The following is a 16,091-nucleotide window of genomic DNA, read 5'->3' as shown; positions in this document are numbered from 1 at the left end:
AGGAAGCTCATCAGTTCGAGGTCCAACGGCAGTGTGACGCTCTCACCGTCACTTTCGAATGTCTCGGTGAGACTGAGCTCTGCGACGCGGGCCTCGATGGCATCGAGAGACCTCCAACTGCGCCCCTCGGGGAACGTGTAGTCGTTGCCGCCGCCGTTTCCGCGGTTCGAGACGTACGCCTCAAACACGCCATCGACGTAGAGGTCTGCCGTGAAGCACGGTGTCTCCCTGCTGAGCCGCTCGTGGCGGGCAATGTTCCTGAACTCGATCTTCATGCTGTGCTCCTGTGCTGGCAAAGCCAGCGTGTCGGGGCGAAGCCAGTGCGGGGCTGACGGGATCTGTTTGATCCCGCCGATCTGACGGAGAATTCCACGGGTACGATGCCGCCCGAATCGGGCCATGGACATCCTTCGCTGCTCGATGCAGAAAAGAACAATACGGGAACGGAGGTCTCAGTTGGCGGCGCGCGGATCCATGAAATCGGTCGAGCTCTTCGTCGGCGCCGGCGGATTGGGCATTGCCTCCGAGCGCGCCGGCTTCAGGCCGGCGCTGGTGCTCGACTGGGACAAGTGGGCCTGCGACACCCTTCGCGAGAACAAGCGGCGCGGACTGAAGGAGTTCGCGGACTGGAAGATCGTCGAGGGCGACGTCCGCGAGTTCGACTTCGGCAAGGTAAGGGGTTCGGTAGACCTCGTGACCGGCGGGCCGCCGTGTCAGCCGTTCTCGCTGGGCGGCCGGCACCGAGCCTTCCTCGACGAGCGGGACATGTTCCCGCAGGCCGTCAGGGCCGTGCGAGAGCTGCGGCCGAAGTCGTTCGTGTTCGAGAACGTGAAGGGGCTGACGCGCACGTCGTTCGCCAGCTACCTGGAGTACGTGCGACTGCAGCTTCGCCACCCCGAGGTGACCGCGCGGCACGACGAACCGTGGCTCGACCACCTTAGCCGGCTGGAGAGGTACGAGACCTCGGGACGGCACGACGGGCTGCACTACAACCTCGTGATGCGTGTCCTGAACGCCGCCAACTACGGCGTCCCGCAGAGGCGCGAACGCGTCTTCATCGTCGGCTTCCGCAGCGACCTCGAGTTCGACTGGCACTTCCCGGCCGAGACCCACTCGCAGGACGCGCTGCTCTGGAGCCAGTGGAGGTCGAACGAGTACTGGGACCAGCACAGGGTCACGCCGAAGAAGAGGCCGGACGGCGGTGCGGGGCGGGAGCGCGCGCTCAGACTAGCGGAGCCTCCCCGGATGGAGCCGTGGGTGACGGTGCGCGACGCCATTTCCGACCTGCCGGACCCCGAGCGCCACCCGCTGCTCGCAGCCGACCATCACGACCACCGGTTCATCCCCGGCGCCCGGACCTACGTCGGTCACACCGGCAGCCCGCTCGACGAGCCGGCGAAGACGCTCAAGGCGGGGGTACACGGAGTACCGGGCGGCGAGAACATGCTGCGACGGCCCGACGGGTCGGTGCGCTACTTCACGGTGCGTGAGAGCGCGCGTCTCCAGACGTTCCCGGACGAGATGGTATTCCACGGCTCCTGGTCGGAGACGATGCGGCAGCTCGGCAACGCGGTGCCTACGCGGATGGCCGAGGCCGTACTGACGAGCGTCAGGGAGCGCCTCAGACGAAGCGCATGACGCGGTCGTGCATCCGTTGAACCTGAGGATCCTTTATCGGCTCAGACAATTCAGCGATCCTCTTCGAGATCAGCTCTGTCGCAACGCTCTCGCGTTCCGTCCCGGACGGTCTTCCACCGCGCCCAGGGTGCAGGGCGTCCCATATGCCGACATCACCGTCGATTCGGTTTTTCCCGACTACATTTGATACAAAACTGGTTCCGTTCCATGCAGGCCTGAAGAGTCGGATCATCACGGATTCAGCCAAGGTGATGTAGGCGTCGTTCAGGACCAGGAACCGGCACCGGAAGTCATCGAGCTCCAGGTTGCTCGCCTGATTGATCGACTTCGCGTGGTTGTGTATCCGATCGTAAAGTTTCTTCCCAGCTCCTCCGGCGGGGCTGAAGCCCTGTTTCGCGTTCTGAGCAACCGCCTTTCCGATGTAGAGCGGAAACTTGTGTCGCCCTTGATCGATGCGGACGAGGTCGGCATAGGCCGGATGCGACCCGGTGTAGTACAGCGCGTAGACGCCCGCGCCTGCAAACACCTCCGGCGGCATGCGCCATACCGGCTGCTCCAGCAGCTCGACGGCGAGGGTGACGCCGATGTTCTCGACCGCCAACGGATCGAACTCTAGGGAAGGGGACTTCTGTGCCATCCTCGATAGATCGCAGAAGTCTTGGTGGGAGTCTCGCCAAAAAATGCGCGGGTGGTCAAAGGCCCAGATGATCCCTGAGCACCCGGTATCTTAGCGCTATAGCAGAAGCGTCGTTGGATGACTGGGCGAGCTCGTCGTACTCGATGAGGGAGAAGTCTATTTCCCTTTCCTCCCTCTCGAAGCGACCCCTGTTTTCGGCCCGACGTTCCTCGAATTCTACAAGCGCCCTGCGAGATGCTTTGTCTGCAACACCGTCCCGCATCAGCATCGAGAACAGCACGTAGTAGACTACCACCATGCCGCTCGACTTGAGGAGCTCGTCCTTGTCCACAAACACGCGATTCAGGTGGTCCATGACCGAGGAAGACATTGCCACTACGTCGTTGAGTAGCGGGCGCTCAGCCTCACCGATGTTCTGAACGAAGTAATCCAACGTGGCACGTTTCGTGTCTACTATTCGGATATCGGCCTTATGCCTGCTCGCAACTTCAAAGCTCCATTCCTGATAAAGCATCTTTGTCGCAAGGTCGAAGTGCCGATAGCGGGACGACGAAACCCTGACCTTGTTTTTGAAGAACGCGTGGCTTGCAAGGGCTCGTATCGTTGTCGGCGACGGCCCCCCGAACGCGTTCCGCTTTTCGGCCGAGTTGAGCGGGACCGCCTCGTTTAAGCGGGAGAACATGTCCTCGATGAAGTCGAGATCTTCGGCGGTGACCACTTGGATCGCCAAGCTGCGTGACTGAAACTTGATAAGTAGTCTCGGGTGGTCCTTTTGCAGTTCGTCGAAAGTCTTGCCTGCGGCCTGTATTTTATCATCCCACATTAGCTGGAAGTCATCGGAGAGGGGAAACCGCCCGTCCACAAACTCTAGGATCGCCTCCACCCGTTGACGGCCATCAATGATCGAGTAGCGATACTGTTCGTGGGCGTGCTTTCCCGAAAGCTGATGGAAGTACATCTTGGGAACGTCGTACCCGTTCAGAAGCGAGTCGATGAACAGCTGCTTCTTCTTAATGTTCCAGATGCCACCCGGGCGTTGGTAATCGGGCGCCCTGTCGATTCGATCTCGCATGTCCACCAGTGCCAGCACGTTGGCGTCTATCATTGTGCTGATCGTGAATTCAGTCATCAGATTGCTCCCCGTGCCTGTTCGGCGACATTTGCCAGCTCGGGAAAGAGCGACAGCTTGTTGATGTTCAGCATGGCCAATTCCGTGCGGATCCGAGCTTTTGCGGCTGCCGGTACGATGTAGCGCCATGCAAAGCTACCGCCCGCAATGGCGTCGAGTGGCTCAAGCTTCTTATGAAAGATTGTAAATACTCCCTGCTGCATTTGAATGCGAGCTGAGTTTCGGACGGCGAGTACAGCGAGCGTCGGCAACACAAGGCCAGATTGTTTAGCCACTTCAGAAGACAGATACAAATCGAGTTCAGAGTCGATTCCTAAGCCGGGAATGTCAGTGACATGGCTCTTTTCCCAATTTTGTATTTGGTTCAGTTCGATGGGCTCAATTGCCCAGAGCGCTCCATCAACATCAACGTTTTCTTCCCAGACTGCGAAGTACAGACCCACCAGCGCGCTTTCCGTCCAGTCCAGCAAGCGTGTCGGAAGGCCATGGTGCTGCATCAAGAACAGCCATTCCCATTCGTCAGTTGGCATCAGCCCGACGTGCGGCAATGCGTTCTGTCGGAAGCGCTTGATAAGGGTTCTTTCAACTTGGATTCCACCGGACCGGGAGAGGGATGGCTGCAACCGCCAAGCGGAATCAGCCTGACCGCGAAACCACACCGGGGTGGGCTCTGTAAGGTCGGCCCTGAGGGCGTCGATCAGATCCGCAATCGATCCAATCTCTCTGTCAGGTCGTTTCAACTGCTTATCCCCGCTCGAAATTTCCCCGGTCCAGTCGATGCCGCGCCGACTCAGTCACCCCCGGCAATGCTAGATTGATCCGCTGCGAACATCAAATTGTTCAAGGTGGCTTCTCGGGTGACACTGGTCAGACCGTCTGGTATTCCGGCCCGGCGGAAGGTCGGAACATGGCCTGACGATGGCCTGGAGCGGTCACGTCGGGTCGAGCGAGGGCCGCAACGCGCTGATTTAATTGGTAAGATCCCGTAGCTCAGCAGGATAGAGCGACAGATTCCTAATCTGTAGGCCGTGCGTTCGAATCGCGCCGGGGTCACCACTTCTCTCTATTGCGGTGACAGCGTTCCGGCGCGGATGTCGTAGATGATGGCGTGGTCGGCGGCTGTCAGGGCGGCGCTTTGGGCTTCATCAATGCGGATGCGCGAGGCGAGGGCAGTGCCGGGGCGGACGGGGTTCATGAAGATTCGTTCGCAGAAACGGGCGCCGGGACGCGCGGCGGCTAGGATGCCGCGCCAGCAGGCATCATAGGCTTCGCCGCTGCAATAGGAGCCGAAGTCTGACAGGGAGAAGGCATCGAACGGGGCGAGGCCGGATGCACCAAGGTCTGCAAGGCCCGCTTCGGCGATCCTTATCCTGTCCAGCCGTATGCGGATGGTTTCGAAATTCTGCGGCTGCAGGTGGAGGGGCAGTGCGCCGCCGGCAGTGTGGCGGCCGCGGAAGATCAGCGTGGCGAAATCAGACTCGCGGAAGAAGAAGCTTTCGGCCGCGCGGCGGAAGAGGCCGGTGAGGCGGGCCTCGCTTGCGGCCGGATCGGGGAGGAAGGCGCCGCCGGGTTCGCCGATGATGCGGGTCCAGAACCAGCGGCGTGAAAGCAGGCGCACGGCGCTGTGCCAGACGGCGTCGTCAAAATGGTCCCGCCAGATGCGGCCCTGGTCTTCGAGCGTGGGAGCGCCGAAAAGCGCATCAATGCGCCGCCCACGGATCATCTGCGTTCCGGCAGCGCCGAGCCGCAGAACGCGCTCCCACCGCCCGGAATGCCAGATTCCTGCGGCGATGGCGCGGCGACGCGTTTGCCAGAAGGCGTGCGAGGCGGGCGGCAGGAGAGCTTCGACCTTGCTGTGGAGATGCAGGCGCTGCGGCGTCTGCGTGATGCCGAGCCAGGCGAGGAGGCCTTCATGGTCCAGCGCGCGGAAGGCCGCGATCTTCAGGCGCAGGAGTTCGTTCTGCGCCGGGTTGATGTCGATGGCGGTGATGCGGGCGGGATTGCCTAGCAAGAGATCGAGCGGACGGGCGCCACTGGCCGTGAGGCAAAGGACATGATCCGCCGGCTGAATTTTCAGCGCGGCAAGCTCGGTGGCGCCATCCTCGTTGGCGGAAGTAAAGTTCAGGGTGGTGGAGAAGTCCGCCATCCGCGTTACACCCTGAGCCGGACAGGAGCGGACGGCACGGCGGGCGAGCGGCCGGAAAGGATGGCATCGATGCCGGGGCGCATCAGGTCCTGTGGAGTGTAGACGATGGGCGCATTGCCGTGGCAGCCGCGATTGGCGCTGATCAGTTCGAGAATGGCGCGGTCTTCCGAGAAGATGCGCAGGAAGAACACGCGCAGCATCGCCAGCTTGAGGAGGGCGGCGGGGCCCTTGCCGGGAACGGAGATGGCCCCGGCGATATAGGTTTCGGTTTCCGAGCGCGGCGTCAGGGAAAACCGGGCGCAGAAGACAGGGCGGGATTGATCCGTGTACAGGACTTCGGCAATGCCCGGCGCAGTGAAGCGGTCCCGGATCGTGTAGCGATGGGCGCCGATCAGGCGGGCGCCCCAACCCCCGGGCGCAGCGCCGGGCGGATAGGTCGCCGCAATCCATCCCGGGCCGGAGGCGGTGTGCGCCTCCACGGGCCGGCGATCAGCAGCACGGCGCAGGTAGCCTTGATGCACAACGCTCGTATGCGTGGTGTCGAGAATGTTCTCGGCGATATCCGCGAGGCGCGCGCGGACGTCGCCGTCGACGAACGCGGTGGTGTGCGGACCGGAGAGCGCGGGCGCCGGCGGAGCGAACGGGCCTGCATCCTCGCCGAGCGGGGTATGGAGGTATCCGTCGGCCGCGGCGCATGGCCAGGCCGCACCGGTGCGGGCCGCCACAAGGCAGGGTGTACCATCCGGGGCGCGCCATGCGGTGAGAGGAATGCCCGCGAGCACCACGGATCTTTTCCGGCGCGCGAGGCGGCTCAGCCGAAGGATAGGATACCAGCCGGGGAGAAATGAGCCGGTCATGCGCAGACCGTCCGCTCCCGGATGACCCGCCGGAGCTTTCCACCTTCGGGAAGCGGCAAAGGTTCGGCAGCGGTTGAAATGTCAGCCGGTACGCCAAACCCGTCGAAAAGGCGGGTGAGCGCCGCATGAGCAGCAGGAAGCGCGCCCGCCTGGCCCGGCGGAAGCAGCAGGCGGAGCGATGCGGCGCCCGTCTGCACAAGGCGGAAATCCGTGATGTCACGGTTCGCGCCAAGGATGGCATTGCGCAGGATATCCGGTGTGACGGTGATGGCCGCGCCATCCGCTCGCCTGAGGCGGAAAGAATCATCCGCCCGTCCTGCAATCTCCGAAACGGCTTGCAAAGGCGAGCCGCAGGGACAGGTTGTATGCGACAAACGAAGGAGGTCATTCATCCGGTAGCGGATCATTAGCTGCGAGCGGCGCGTGAAATCTGTCACCAATGGCTTGGCAAGGCCGCCTTCCGGCTCCCATTCAAACGCCACGCAATCTTCGCAGAGATGCAGCGTGCCATGATCGCACGCGACGCCAAACAGGCCTTCCGTCGCCATGTAGATTTCACGAACAGTGAGGCCGAAGCGCGCCTCGATTTCAGCGCGGTCCAGCGGGTCAAGCACTTCGGCGCCGGAGAAGACTTTCGCCAGCGAGAGCGGAAGATCGGCGCGGGCGAGTGCGACCAGCGCATGCGGCGGTGCGACAAGGACGTTCGGACGGAAGGCCGCCACATCCGCAAGCTGGGTCTCCAGCCCTTCAGTCAGGTCGAAGAACCTGAGCGCGAGCCGGCCGGATTCGTTGGCGGCGTCATAGAGGCGGCTCGAGCGCGGCAGCATGACGGCAACTCGGTAGCGGCGGGCGAGGAGATCCGGCAGCGCCTTGGCGAGGAGGGTGCCGAGCCAGAGATAGCGCTCCGCATCGCTGACGAGGTAGAGGCCGCGATTGCCGCTGGTGCCGGTGCTGGCGCCGACACTGAAACGGTTGATGCGTCCGGTGGCGGCGAGCGCCTGCCACGCGTCATCTGCGCTGATGCCAGCGATGTTGTATCGCTGGAAGCCTGCCATCAGGGCGGCCTTGTCCATCATCGGAAAGTCCGTGAGCGGATGGCCGGACAGGTTCGCAAACGCCTCGGCACGGGGCGCCTCTGAGGTGAGGAAGCGTGTCAGGCGCCGGGATTGCCAGGCGAGCAGCGCCGAGCGCGTGTTGAGGCGTGCAGCCCGGGCTTTCGTGCGCCAGTAGGCAGAGAGGGTGAGCGCGAGGGCGAGCGGCGCGGTCATCCCGCATGCTCCGGATCATGGCAGAGGACGACGCGCCCACCCGCAGCCGCGAAGGCGTTGAGGCGTGCGGCGGTTTCGGCCTCGGCCTGAGCGTTATCGAGAATCCAGCGCGCCGGCGGGCCGGGCGGACGCCCCTCTCGAATGGCGCGCGCGAGCCAGGCGGCATCGCCGGCATAGAAGACAGGCGGGTCCATCTGAGGGAACAGAAAGCCGGTATGCCCCCGCATGTGGCCGGGCAGGGGGATGGCGAGCACGCTGCCATCGCCGAACACATCCCGCGCCGGGCCGAGGCCGAAGGGCGCGTCGGTGGCCGGAAGGGCGCCGAGCGGCGTCAGGCGCTGCCGGAAATCCGGTGGTAGAAGCTCCCGGAACACGCCGTGCCTCGTACGGGCGAAGGCGGATGCGCCGAGAAAATGATCTGCTGCCGTCGCATCGGCGATGATCCGGGCGGCAGGATAGTCGCGCAGGGCGGAGACATGATCCGCATGCAGATGGGTGAGGAGAATGGTGCGCGCATCGGGACAGGCGTCTGGCAGCGCGTCAGGCGTCAGGCGCGGACGCAGGATGGCGGAATAGATGGAGAGCGGAAACGAGCGGCGCCCCGCCGTGACGCGCCGCGAGTATCCGGTGTCGATGAGGCAGGGGCCTTCAACCGGGTGAGAGAAGCGGGCATATCGCACGGCTAGGCGGATCACCCGCCAGAGTCCGCCCTTCAAGACCAGGGCTTCCGGAACCGAGACGCCGGCGCTGTCGGGAAAGGTGAGCCCGGTGATCATGTCCCGTCTCCGAAGGTCCGCGCGAGGCCTTCGCCGAAGGATATCTGCGGCGTCCAGCCGAGATGCGCGCGGGCGGCGGAGAGGTCGAGCGTCTGGGTGAAGGCAAAGAGGCCGGCGCTGTAGGCGGTGATCCGGGGTTCGGGCCGGGCGGGGTGAAGACACGCGGCCAGTTCCAGGGTGCGGGCGGCGGCAAGGAGCGCAACCTCAGGAATGCTCCGCCAGCGGACGGATGCGCCGGCGCGGGCTGCGGCGGCTTCGGCAATCCGGCGAATGGGGAGCGGTTCGCCGCCGGAGATGTTGAAGATGCGGCTCGCAGGGGCGGGCGGCGCGGCAAGTGCGGCAAGGATCGCGGCGGCGACATCGTCCACATGCGTCAGGTCCGTCTCTGCGGCGCCATCACGGACAAGCGGCAGGGGGCCGCTGCGCGCCGCGCGCAGCAGCCGGGGCAGCAGCGCTGTGTCACCGGCGCCGTAAATGCCTCGCGGGCGCAGGATGACGGGGTCGAGATCGGAAGCGGTGAGCGCGAGCTGCTCGGCCTCGCGCTTGGTGGCGGCATAGGCGTTGACGGGCGCGGGCAGCGCCGCGTCTTCGCGCACGCGCGGCTGGTCGCGGAAGCGGAAATAGAGGCTGGGTGTCGAGATGTGCACTAAGCGCCGCGCGCCGATGCTCCGGGCAAGGACGACCGCGCTCTGCGTGCCGGTGACATTTGCAGCACGGAAGTCGCCAGTCCGGCCCCAGGCCGAGGACAGGGCGGCAGAGTGCACCAGCGCATCTGCCTCAAGGCCGTCCGCAGGCGGCGCGCCAAGGGAGAGATCACAAGGCAGAACCCTTGCGCCAAGTTTTTCCAGGGCGGCAAGCTTTTCCCGGTCGCGGCCCATTGCGATCACCGGTTGGCCGAGCGCCAGCAGGCGGCGCGCAAGCACGCCGCCGAGAAATCCCGTGGCGCCGGTGATGGCGATGGCGGCCAAGCGCTCAGGTCTCCAGGATCGCCCCGCCGAGCGAGACGCCGGCAGATGTGCCAATCAGCAGGACGCGCATGCCGGGCGCGATGCGGCCCTCTGCGCGGGCAAGGTTCAGCGCGACGGGCAACGAAGCGGCGACCTGGTTGCCAAGCGTCCGTACACGGTCGAAGACGCGTTCGGTGCTGAACCCCCCGCGGCGGATGATGTGGGAGAGCGCATGCGGGCTCGCCTGATGCGGCACAACGAGATCGATATCGCCGCGCGTCAGGCCGGACTGGCTAAGGAGCCGGTCGAGGAAGCCTGGCAGGGCAGCTGCCGTGACACGGTAGAGCGCCTTACCGTCCATCCGGAACCAGGCATTTCGCGCGAAGGCGGCAGGGTCCGCATGGAAGTCGATGCCCGTGCCGCCCGCGGCCAGCGTGCAGGCCTCATAACCCTCCGCGAAGGTTTCCATGTGGAAGCCGCCGAAGCGCATTCCGTTGCCGAATTGCAGGGGCGCAGCGCTGACGACGAAGGCCGCCGCGCCGTCTCCGAACAGGCCCGCCGTTTCCGGCGCGTCGGCCCAGGGCAGGGCGCGGGAGGCGATCTCGGACGTGACGACAAGCACATGCCGGGCGCGGCCGGCAGCAATCTGCAAGGCCGCGAGATCCAGCGCGACAAGCGCGCTGAGACAGGTGGCGTTGACATCATAGGCGGCGAAGCGGAGCGCGTTGCCGCCCAGTTCGCGCTTGATCAGGGGCGCCGTGCCGGGAATGGGCTGGCGGCCTACGGAGGCGCCGAATAGCAGGAGGCCGATATCGGCGAGGGTTAGTCCGGCATCTTTGAGCGCAGCCCGCGCGGCGGCGGCGGCCATGCGCTCCTGTGTATCCTCGGGCGCCGCGACCGGGCGGCGGGCAACGCCGCAGGCGCGCTCCAGCCAGCCCTCGGGCTTGCCGAGCCGCCGGTCGATCTCCACAGAAGACACCTCGCGAGAGGGCAGGCCCAGTCCCATGCCCGACAGGACCGGGGCAGTGGCCGGCAGGCACGACCTTGTTTGGCGCTCAATGTGAGTGAACATTTACCTATTATACTGCGCTTTGAGAATACTGGCAAGCTGGCCTGCAACGCATAGGCACAGCCAGGCGCTTCGGGGAAACGGGGTCAGTTGAGGGCGATCATCAGCCGGCTGAGGCCGACAAAGCCGAGCGTCGGCCTGTCGCGGGTCGCGGGGGCCGTAAGGCGCAGGGCCGGATAGTGGCGCGCGAGCAGGTTGAGCGTGACCTCGATTTCGAGCCGGGCAAGCGGCGCGCCGGGACAGGCATGCACGCCGCCGCCGAAGGCGACGTGATCGCGCCGTCCGCGCCGTATGCGGAATGCGTGCGGGTCATCAAAGGTTTCGGGATCGCGGTTGGCGCCGATCAGGGAGAGAACCACCGCCGCGCCGTGCTTGACCGGGCAGCCGAGAATTTCGCGGTCCTCCGGAACATAGCGTGCAGCGATGGCAACCGGCGGGCCGAAGCGCAGGAATTCTTCCGGCGCGATGGCAGAGAGAGACGGGTCTGACTTCAGTGCCGCCCATTCCTCCGGATGCTCCAGCAGGGCGAGGAGGCCGTTTCCGAAAACATCGGCTGTGGTGAGGTTGCCGGCGAGCAGGAGGAGGAGCAGGAGCGTCGAGATTTCATTATCGATAAGCTTTCCGCCAGCATCGGCTTCGCCGTGAACAATGCCGGAGAGAAGATCGTCCGTAGGCTGATTTCGGCGGGCCTCGATGGCCCTTGCAAAATAGTCTTCGAGTCCCGCAAAAGCCGCTTTCTGGTGGGCGTCCTGGTCCGGCGTGCGCAGCGGATTGAACACGAAGATCAGGTCTTCCGACCATTGGCGGAACTGCGCCATGTCCTCATCCGGCAGGCCGAGCATACGGGCGATGACATAGATCGGGAAGGGCGCGGCATATTCCGCGATGAAGTCGAATTCCGGCTTTTCGGCGAGCCGGGCGAGCATTTCCGCCGCGAGCGCCTCGATTTCTGCACGCTTCGCCTGGATGGAGCGCGGGGTGAACGCACGCGACATGACGCTGCGCACCCTGCGGTGCTGGGCGCCGTCGAGGTAGAGCAGGTTTCCGTGCGGGCCATCGATCATCACGGAGGCTGGCGCAAAGGCGCGGGCGAGGGAGCCGGGCGGCGTGGAGCGCGGGTCGCGCTGGTAAGTGGCGTCCGAGAGGATGGCGCGGACATCGTCCATCCGCGTGAGGTAGAGCCCTGTGGGCGCGTCGGGAAAATGCGCATGCCGGTGGATGTGGCGCGGGGCCTCCTGACGCAGGCGGTCGAGGACGGGATGCGGATCCCGCAGGAAATCGGGGTTCAGCTCGGTCAGCTCGAAGCCATTCGGCAGCGGCCGGCTTTCGGTTTCAGTTTTCAACCCGGACACAGGCGCTCCCCAGAAACACGCAAGAGTTGTATTTCAGGATTTCTCGCGCGAGGCAACAGGTTCAGGCGGATTGACACGCGCCGCGAACCGAAATACTTTGCATTTCAAAGTGCTTTCAGGAGCTTCAAATGACCCGCGCCGAATCCCTCTCCAGCGACCTCGCCTATCTGCGTGACCTTGCCGAGGCCGGCGAGAATGCCCCGCTGCTGGGCGGACCCTTCCTGGCGATGTGGGGCGGCCTCGTCAGCATTGCCTATACCGGCCATTTCATCATCTCGCAGGGCATGTTCGGGCTCGATCCGTCCGCCTACTGGATGATGTGGGCGGCCTTTGGCGTCATCGGCGGCGGCGGGCAGTATCTTCTGGTGAAAGGGCAGTCCGGAAAGCCGGGCCGGGCCTCGGCCGGCAACCGGGTGCAGGGCGTGCTCTGGACGACCGCAGGCCTGTTCATGTTCGTGTATTTTACCGGCGTGATCGCGCGCCTTGCTTTCACCGGCGAAGGCATCGAGGGGTTCTACTGGTCTGTGCCGATGGTGCTCGGCATTTATGGCATCGGCCAGTTTGTCACCGGCACGATCTCGGGACAGGCGGCGCTCAAATTTGCCGGCATCGCGGCGTTTGCCGGTGTGCTTGCCGCGGTATTCCTGACGGGTACGGAGTATATCTGGCTGGTCGGGGCGGCGTCCGCCTTCGTCGCCGTCTGCATTCCGGGCCTGATGATGATGCGGGCCGAACCGGCGGAAACGATCTGAGCCGGAAAGGCGTGGGCGCGATGAGCGAAGACAATCCTTTCGATCACAACGACATCGATGATGTCATCCATGGCCGCTTGCGGCTGGGTGTGATGGCCTATCTCTCGGCCGTCAGTCCGGCGGTGTTTGGCGAGCTGCGCGACAAGGTCGGCGCGACTGATGGCAATCTCTCGACCCATCTGAAAAAGCTGGAAGAGGCAGGCTATGTCCGGCAGGAGAAACTCTTCGTCGGCAAGAAGCCGCAGACGCGCGTGCATCTGACCGACAAGGGCCGCAAGGCCTGGCTCGCCTGGATCCAGCGGATGGAAGCGATCATGAGAGCGGCGGAGTAGGCCTCCGCCGCCCCCGCGATCAGTAGAGCAGACGTGCTGCGAGGAAGGCGAAGAAGAAGCCGATTGCGTAGAGCGCAACGCTCAGTCCCCAGACGATCCAGCTGACCTTCCGGGCGCGGGCGCAGGCATCCGCCTGTGCCTTGTCTGCCGGGCAGGGCAGGCTGCGGGCATGCCATTGCCAGAGGCCGGAGACGATCAGCAGCGCCCCGGCAATGCCGAACACGGCGGCCTTGTGCTTGCCGAGCCAGACAATCTGCGGCACTGCCTCGATCAGCCCCGCCATCACCGCGCCGGCGCCGAGGCTGACCAGCAGCGCAGGCAAGGCGCAGCAGATCAGAGTGCCGGTCGAGGTGAACAGCGACAGGAAGGCGGGTAATGTGCTGGGCGGGCGGATGTCATCCGTGTCCGTCATTTCGCGACGGTCCGGTCGATGGAGACAAGGGCGTATCCGGATTTGCGGATCAGCTTTTCCAGTGCCGCGTCGTCCATTGATTTGCCCGGCTTGAGATCAACGCGCACCTTGCCATTGGCGAGATCGACATGGACCTTCTGCACCGCCTCTTCCTTGCCGAAAATCTTGCGGACGGATTCGGCGCAGAAATCGCAGACGAGGCCGTTGACATTCAGCATGATGATTTCGCCGGGGGCGGGTTCGGCTGCGTGGGCGGTGTTGATGGATGACATGTGGATCACCGGTGAGAGCGCCAGGAAAGAGGCGAGGGCGAGTGTTTTCAGGGTAGTCATATGAGAAGTCCTTTTGAAAAGTATATCAGAAACGCCAGGTCCAGTTGAGCAGGAATTCTTCCTCCTCAATCGTGTAACCGGCTTCGAAGAGCAGAGGGCCTTTGAAGAAACGCAGCAGCGGTGTCACCTTCACCGGTTCCTCCGCCTCCGGAGTGTTTTCGACCTGCACCATCATCCATGTGTGCAGGGCGCCTTCTTCTCCGAGGTAGGGGGCGATGCCCGCGCGCGCGGCATGGCTGACGGTCTGGTCTCCGGCGAAGTCGCGGCCGCGCACGTCATAGGAGAAGAACACGCGCCGGGTTTCCCAGTCGGCGGAGAGGCCGGCAAATCCTCCGGCCTCTGCGTCCCGGCTGCCAAACGGATCGGCCATGCCGGCGCCCAGCTTGAGGTAGAGGTTGCCTTGACTCTGCGGGGCGTTCCACCGCTTCAGGAGGCGGTTGTATTGCAGCCCCATGAAACGGACATCCATGTCCTGATTATCCTCGATGTAGAGGCCAATCGAATCCGAAGCGGTTGGCGAATAATGGACATGCAGCGAAGAATACATCGCGTTGTTGTCCTGCATGATGGTCCAGCCTCCGGGATAGGAGACGGGCCGGGCGCTGGCAGGCGCCGCGAGCGCTGCCAGGGCGAGCCCTGCAGCAAGGTATCGGGTGGGCATAAGCCACTCCTCAATTAGCGTTGATCCGTAGAATGATGAACGGATCAGGCCTTCGGGGGTGGCGGTTCGGGAATCAGATTGCGCGACGGGGCGCTTATGTCGGCTGGCAATGCAGCCATCAGGGCGAAGCGCGGCGCGGCGGCTTCCGGCGCTTCTGCGGCGGGCACGCCGGCCAGAACGGCCGGGCAGCAGCAGCTGGCATCCCGGTCTGGTGCGTCCGGCATTTCCGGAGCCGCATCGTCCGTGGGCGGAGCCATCATGTCGCAATGGGCATGAGCGTCTGCAGGGGCCGCAGTTTCAGCAACTGCGGCTTCGCGCATGTCACACGGCCCTGCATGCGCAGACAGCCCGCCGACGGCGATGAGCCAGAGGCCAAGGCAGAGGAGAAGGGCGCGTTTCAGCATGCTGGGGTCAAGATGCCCGCCCGCACGGGCCGGGTCAATTCACGTTCTACTGAGCCGTCCAGCCGCCATCGATGGGAAGCTCGGCCCCGTTGATGGAATCTGCGGCCGGGCTGCACAGGAAGGCGGCAAAGCCGGCGATCTGATCTACCGTGACGAACTCCTTGGTTGGCTGGGCGGCGAGAAGCACGTCATTCTTCACCTGTTCCTCGGTCATGCCCCGCGCCTTGGCGGTATCCGCGATCTGGCCTTCCACGAGCGGGGTGAAGACATAGCCCGGGCAGATGAGGTTGCAGCGCACGCCGTGGATGGCGCCTTCCAGCGCGGTCGTCTTGGTCAGGCCCGAGAGGCCGTGCTTGGCGGCGACATAGGCGGACTTGAACGGCGAGGCGACGCGCGCATGGGCCGAGCCCATGTTGAGGATGCGGCCCCATTTCCGCGATTTCATGTAGGGCAGGGCCAGACGTGTCGTATGGAAGGCGGATGACAGGTTCAGGGCGAGGATCAGGTCCCATTTGGCGACCGGGAAGTCCTCGATGGGGGACACGAATTGCGTGCCGGCATTGTTGACGAGGATATCGATGCCGCCAAACGTGCTCGCCGCCTCGGACATCATCTGTTCGATGGCCTCCGGCCGGGTCAGGTCGGCGCCCGAAAAGGCGATCTTTACTTTATGATCCCTTTCGAGACTGGCACGAAGCGTGTCGATTTCCTTCGCGTCACCGAAACCGTTGAGCATCACATTGGCGCCTTCGGCCGCGAGGCGGGTGGCAATGGCCTTCCCGATCCCGCTGGTCGATCCGGTAACGAGGGCGGATTTTCCCTTCAGCATGTGCGTGTCTCCCTGAGGCGCGGTTGCCAGTGGGTAGGGATGGCGGCGCCCTCTGGCAAGGCAGGTCTGACGTTTCGCCGCAAAAGCAGGGAAGTCCAGCCACATGCCTATCGGAGCTGAAATAAGTGCCTTCGACGCCGCGTTTCCGCGCTTCCTGATGTCGACAGGGGCGGCGGGCCTGATGCTGCTGGCGGCCTCGACCGTCTATGTCCTGCTGACGCCCTGGAAGGAGCTGGCCCTCGTCCGGGCCGGCAACACCTCGGCCGGTGTGGCGCTGGCCGGCGCCATCGGCGGGCTTGCCATCCCGATTGCCTCGACGCTGGCCTCGTCGATGACGATTGAAGGCCTGCTGATCTGGGGCGCCATCGCACTCCTGATGCAGCTGATTGCCTACCGGCTGGTGGACCTTTTGTTGCGCGATATCCCCGGACGGCTGGCGAAGGACGAGATGGGGGCGGCGATCCTGCTGGCAGGAACAAAGCTGTCGGCGGCGATGATCCTTGCAGCTGGCCTCTGGGACCCGGTGCTGCAGCGGCTATAAGAGCCTGTC

General features: G+C 64.4%; 19 protein-coding genes, 1 tRNA gene and 1 pseudogene. 5 read left to right on the top strand and 16 right to left on the bottom strand.

All coding sequences use genetic code 11. The features are described 5' to 3' along the window. Positions 1 to 275 (bottom strand): annotated as a pseudogene (locus tag ACK4TE_RS10540) (hypothetical protein); the annotation flags it as partial. Positions 276 to 474: 199 nt separating this feature from the next. Here ACK4TE_RS10540 and ACK4TE_RS10535 point away from each other — a divergent pair. Beyond that, a complete protein-coding gene (locus tag ACK4TE_RS10535; protein ID WP_409911469.1) occupies positions 475 to 1,638 on the top strand; it encodes a DNA cytosine methyltransferase in 1,164 nt (387 codons plus the stop codon). On the opposite strand, the gene ACK4TE_RS10530 is transcribed toward ACK4TE_RS10535, so the two are convergent. Genes ACK4TE_RS10530 through ACK4TE_RS10520 form a run of 3 tightly spaced genes read right to left on the bottom strand, consistent with a single transcriptional unit; the run spans position 1,622 to position 4,144 of the window. Further along, positions 1,622 to 2,275: an Eco29kI family restriction endonuclease gene (locus ACK4TE_RS10530; protein ID WP_409911468.1), complete on the bottom strand. Its 654-nt coding sequence runs from the start codon at positions 2,273 to 2,275 to the stop codon at positions 1,622 to 1,624. The two genes, ACK4TE_RS10535 and ACK4TE_RS10530, sit on opposite strands and share 17 nt — an antisense overlap. Before the next feature lie 55 nt (positions 2,276 to 2,330). Beyond that, positions 2,331 to 3,404, bottom strand: coding sequence for a DUF262 domain-containing protein (locus ACK4TE_RS10525; protein ID WP_409911467.1), 1,074 nt, complete (start codon positions 3,402 to 3,404; stop codon positions 2,331 to 2,333). Continuing rightward, positions 3,404 to 4,144, bottom strand: coding sequence for an FRG domain-containing protein (locus tag ACK4TE_RS10520; RefSeq protein WP_409911466.1), 741 nt, complete (start codon positions 4,142 to 4,144; stop codon positions 3,404 to 3,406). The genes ACK4TE_RS10525 and ACK4TE_RS10520 overlap by 1 nt, the downstream gene beginning before the upstream one ends. A gap of 239 nt (positions 4,145 to 4,383) precedes the next feature. On the opposite strand from ACK4TE_RS10520, the gene ACK4TE_RS10515 reads away from it, so the two are divergent. Then, positions 4,384 to 4,460: transfer RNA gene (locus tag ACK4TE_RS10515), tRNA-Arg, on the top strand. A gap of 7 nt (positions 4,461 to 4,467) precedes the next feature. On the opposite strand, the gene ACK4TE_RS10510 is transcribed toward ACK4TE_RS10515, so the two are convergent. The 7 genes from ACK4TE_RS10510 to ACK4TE_RS10480 all read right to left on the bottom strand — a co-directional run bounded on the left by ACK4TE_RS10510 (position 4,468) and on the right by ACK4TE_RS10480 (position 11,810). Then, positions 4,468 to 5,550, bottom strand: coding sequence for a DUF3419 family protein (locus ACK4TE_RS10510; RefSeq protein ID WP_409911465.1), 1,083 nt, complete (start codon positions 5,548 to 5,550; stop codon positions 4,468 to 4,470). A 5-nt stretch (positions 5,551 to 5,555) separates the two neighbouring features. Continuing rightward, positions 5,556 to 6,335, bottom strand: coding sequence for a hypothetical protein (locus tag ACK4TE_RS10505; RefSeq protein WP_409911464.1), 780 nt, complete (start codon positions 6,333 to 6,335; stop codon positions 5,556 to 5,558). 68 nt (positions 6,336 to 6,403) lie between these two features. After that, positions 6,404 to 7,675 (bottom strand): F390 synthetase-related protein, encoded by a 1,272-nt coding sequence (locus ACK4TE_RS10500; RefSeq protein WP_409911463.1) that lies wholly within the window; start codon positions 7,673 to 7,675, stop codon positions 6,404 to 6,406. Continuing rightward, on the bottom strand, positions 7,672 to 8,451 hold the full coding sequence (locus tag ACK4TE_RS10495) for an MBL fold metallo-hydrolase (protein ID WP_409911462.1): 780 nt from the start codon (positions 8,449 to 8,451) through the stop codon (positions 7,672 to 7,674). Before ACK4TE_RS10495 ends, ACK4TE_RS10500 begins: the two co-directional genes overlap by 4 nt. Further along, complete coding sequence (locus tag ACK4TE_RS10490; protein ID WP_409911461.1) at positions 8,448 to 9,419, bottom strand: NAD-dependent epimerase/dehydratase family protein; 972 nt, start codon at positions 9,417 to 9,419, stop codon at positions 8,448 to 8,450. Before ACK4TE_RS10490 ends, ACK4TE_RS10495 begins: the two co-directional genes overlap by 4 nt. 4 nt (positions 9,420 to 9,423) lie before the next feature. Beyond that, positions 9,424 to 10,404, bottom strand: coding sequence for a 3-oxoacyl-[acyl-carrier-protein] synthase III C-terminal domain-containing protein (locus tag ACK4TE_RS10485; protein WP_409911460.1), 981 nt, complete (start codon positions 10,402 to 10,404; stop codon positions 9,424 to 9,426). A 149-nt stretch (positions 10,405 to 10,553) separates the two neighbouring features. Further along, the gene (locus ACK4TE_RS10480) at positions 10,554 to 11,810 is read right to left on the bottom strand and encodes a cytochrome P450 (protein WP_409911459.1); all 1,257 of its coding nucleotides are present in this window, start codon (positions 11,808 to 11,810) and stop codon (positions 10,554 to 10,556) included. A gap of 137 nt (positions 11,811 to 11,947) precedes the next feature. On the opposite strand from ACK4TE_RS10480, the gene ACK4TE_RS10475 reads away from it, so the two are divergent. Beyond that, positions 11,948 to 12,571 (top strand): hypothetical protein, encoded by a 624-nt coding sequence (locus ACK4TE_RS10475; protein ID WP_409911458.1) that lies wholly within the window; start codon positions 11,948 to 11,950, stop codon positions 12,569 to 12,571. Positions 12,572 to 12,591: 20 nt separating this feature from the next. Further along, positions 12,592 to 12,903, top strand: a complete 312-nt coding sequence (locus ACK4TE_RS10470; protein ID WP_409911457.1) for a winged helix-turn-helix domain-containing protein — start codon at positions 12,592 to 12,594, stop codon at positions 12,901 to 12,903. Positions 12,904 to 12,922: 19 nt separating this feature from the next. On the opposite strand, the gene ACK4TE_RS10465 is transcribed toward ACK4TE_RS10470, so the two are convergent. From ACK4TE_RS10465 to ACK4TE_RS10445, 5 genes are read right to left on the bottom strand one after another with little or no spacing between them, the layout of a single operon-like run. Beyond that, positions 12,923 to 13,315: a hypothetical protein gene (locus ACK4TE_RS10465; protein ID WP_409911456.1), complete on the bottom strand. Its 393-nt coding sequence runs from the start codon at positions 13,313 to 13,315 to the stop codon at positions 12,923 to 12,925. Next, a complete protein-coding gene (locus ACK4TE_RS10460; RefSeq protein WP_409911455.1) occupies positions 13,312 to 13,647 on the bottom strand; it encodes a heavy-metal-associated domain-containing protein in 336 nt (111 codons plus the stop codon). The genes ACK4TE_RS10465 and ACK4TE_RS10460 overlap by 4 nt, the downstream gene beginning before the upstream one ends. 25 nt (positions 13,648 to 13,672) lie before the next feature. Next, entirely contained in the window at positions 13,673 to 14,308 is a 636-nt protein-coding gene (locus tag ACK4TE_RS10455) for a hypothetical protein (RefSeq protein ID WP_409911454.1), read from the bottom strand. 44 nt (positions 14,309 to 14,352) lie between these two features. Beyond that, on the bottom strand, positions 14,353 to 14,712 hold the full coding sequence (locus tag ACK4TE_RS10450) for a hypothetical protein (RefSeq protein ID WP_409911453.1): 360 nt from the start codon (positions 14,710 to 14,712) through the stop codon (positions 14,353 to 14,355). 46 nt (positions 14,713 to 14,758) lie between these two features. After that, the gene (locus ACK4TE_RS10445; protein ID WP_409911452.1) at positions 14,759 to 15,541 is read right to left on the bottom strand and encodes a 3-hydroxybutyrate dehydrogenase; all 783 of its coding nucleotides are present in this window, start codon (positions 15,539 to 15,541) and stop codon (positions 14,759 to 14,761) included. 103 nt (positions 15,542 to 15,644) lie between these two features. Here ACK4TE_RS10445 and ACK4TE_RS10440 point away from each other — a divergent pair, with 103 nt between their 5' ends. Further along, positions 15,645 to 16,082 (top strand): DUF350 domain-containing protein, encoded by a 438-nt coding sequence (locus ACK4TE_RS10440; protein ID WP_409911451.1) that lies wholly within the window; start codon positions 15,645 to 15,647, stop codon positions 16,080 to 16,082. Positions 16,083 to 16,091: the final 9 nt, after the last annotated feature.

Source organism: Hyphomonas sp. (genome assembly GCF_046313975.1).
Classification (GTDB): Bacteria; Pseudomonadota; Alphaproteobacteria; order Caulobacterales; family Hyphomonadaceae; genus Hyphomonas.
This window is presented reverse-complemented; position numbering and strand designations above follow the sequence as displayed.